Annotated in this window: 3 protein-coding genes; 1 reads left to right on the top strand and 2 read right to left on the bottom strand. The window is 65.0% G+C overall.

The genetic code is table 11. The features are described from left to right. A partial coding sequence (locus tag ACWEKS_RS49110) for a hypothetical protein (RefSeq protein ID WP_452346572.1) occupies positions 1-268 on the bottom strand: 268 nt, incomplete at its 3' end. Between the two features lie 357 nt (positions 269-625). Next, positions 626-1,330: a DUF4386 domain-containing protein gene (locus ACWEKS_RS49105; protein ID WP_452346571.1), complete on the bottom strand. Its 705-nt coding sequence runs from the start codon at positions 1,328-1,330 to the stop codon at positions 626-628. Between the two features lie 77 nt (positions 1,331-1,407). Here ACWEKS_RS49105 and ACWEKS_RS49100 point away from each other — a divergent pair, with 77 nt between their 5' ends. After that, entirely contained in the window at positions 1,408-2,127 is a 720-nt protein-coding gene (locus ACWEKS_RS49100; protein WP_452346570.1) for a TetR/AcrR family transcriptional regulator, read from the top strand. The last annotated feature ends 55 nt before the right edge of the window (positions 2,128-2,182 follow it).

Below are 2,182 nucleotides of genomic sequence, written 5' to 3'. Positions count from 1 at the left end.
GCGGTGAGTCTTGCTGACCGGGGAACAAACAGGGGTTCGGTCCTCGTAACGCCGTCACCGCAGCGCGCAACCGAGCGTGGATGCTGGTGCCGTTGTCGCCGGTCAGCGGCACGGCCAGGGAAACGTCCACGAGTGGACCTGACCGGTAGCAGTAGCAACTGCCCGCGCGACCGAGGTAGGCAGGCGCACCGTCGAGACCCCGGCGTGCCGCCTCACCCAGCGCGACGCGTTCCCCGGCAGGAATATCAGCGGCGACGCGGTCGGTCACGCACTCCAACATCACGTGCGGATCCGGCGGATCCAGCAGCGCAATCGGTTCGCCATCACAGCGCTACACCGTCGCGAGATCAGTTCGGCCAGTTCATGATTACGTGGATGGGTCAGGTCCACTGGCGCATAGAACTGCAACAACGTGACCCTTCGGGCCATGGGCATGTCCCGAAATGGAAGACGTGCGACTTGCATGAACCCCGACGCTACTCAGCCGACGATCGGTGCTGGAACACCACCAGCACGCACTCGCCGGCCGACTGCGCGTGGTGGGCGCGGCGAACCTGCGGTATCGCATGCACCCGTATGGCCGTAGCGCACGGGCGAACCCAGCCACCGCTCTGGCGACAATGCCTCATGCCGGGATCGCGGCCTTGGCATCGACACTCGGGTTGCCCGTCGTGACCGGGGTTCGCAAGCCCGTCGCGAGGAGGTAGAGGGCGAGACAGATCTCCCAGGCGAACACCGGGACGGCCATGACGGGTGACCAGCGTGAGAACTGATCGTAGAGGCCGAACATCTGGCCGGCGCTGGAGGCGAAAACCAGTGGGCCTCCGATCAATCCCAGCACCGGTATGAACCGGGGCGCGAGGTGGAATCGGTAGAGGAGATAGGCGATCAGCACGGTATCGACCCCGCAGACGTAGCCGGGTCCGATCAGGAACGTCCAATTGTGAAATGCCACCATCGCCTTTCCCAGTCCGGTGGCATCGGTGACGGAAATCGAGTCACGTCGCAGGGTCACGATCGACAGCAGCGGCACCACACCGACGGCGACAATGGACGCCTCGAGCGTCCGCAGCGCGACATAACCGAGGGCGAGACCCTCGTTGTGGCGGCCTACGACGGGAAACAACGCGACCGCTGTGCCGACGATCGCCAGCGCCAGCACGATCTCGAGGAACGCGCCGACCAGGACCGCGACGTTCGTCGTCGCGTTGAGGATGTAGTCGATGTCGTGGAGAACCGGCGTGTAGAGCACCAGTGCTGCAACCGATGTGACGTGGGTGACGAGGAACAGAACGCCCGTGATGCAGGCGTTTCTTCTGGTTGATGTCATGGACGACTCTCTCGCGAATCCAGGCGTACGCTGTACACCTCAGTGGACGTTCACACCCTAGGTGTACGGTGTCCACCATGTCAAGCACCGAGACCGGCCCAGCCCGGAGCGTGCGCCGCGCTCCGCTCAACCGCGAGCGCGTGCTGCGCGCCGCGGTGGCGCTCGCCGACGACGAGGGCATCGATGTGTTGAGCATGCGCAATCTGGCCAGGGAACTGGGCGTCGTGCCGATGGCGCTGTACAAGCACGTGGCGAACAAGGAAGAACTGCTCGACGGGATGGTCGAGGTCATCGTCGGCGAGATCGATCCCCCCGACGGCGGCCTGGACTGGAAGCAGGCGATTCGCGCGCGGGTGCTCTCGGCGCGCCGGACACTGCAACACCACCGCTGGGCATCACACGTTGTCGAGTCGCGTACCAGCGCTCCCCCGGTTGTGCTGGACTACATGAACTCACTGGTCGGAATGTTCAGGGCCGGCGGTTTTTCGGTCGATCTCACCCACCATGTGATGCACGCTCTCGGCAGCAGGATGTGGGGATTCACCCAGGAGGTCTTCCCCACGCCGCAACCACCGGCCGATCCGCAGGCGCGAGCGGCCATGTTCGACGAATTCGTGACACGCTATCCCCACATCGTCGAGATGGCCTCGAGTGTCGCCGACGACGAATCAGCGGGCGGCAGGGGCTGCGACGGACAGTTCGAGTTCGAGTTCGCGCTCGACATCCTGCTCGACGGATTCGAGCGGCTGCACCAGCAGAATTGGAGCCCGCCGCCGAGCGGCACGCGGTCCGGGTAACCGAGCCGGTGAACGCCGCCTTGCATCGCTCATGCGACCCCACCCCAAGCGACCC

It is taken from the genome of Nocardia sp. NPDC004711, from assembly GCF_053601595.1.
This window is presented reverse-complemented; position numbering and strand designations above follow the sequence as displayed.

Coding starts and splice junctions, on each gene's coding strand:
- ACWEKS_RS49105 (WP_452346571.1), bottom strand. CDS start 1,330: ATGACATCAACCAGAAGAAACGCCTGCATCACGGGCGTTCTGTTCCTC.
- ACWEKS_RS49100 (WP_452346570.1), top strand. CDS start 1,408: ATGTCAAGCACCGAGACCGGCCCAGCCCGGAGCGTGCGCCGCGCTCCG.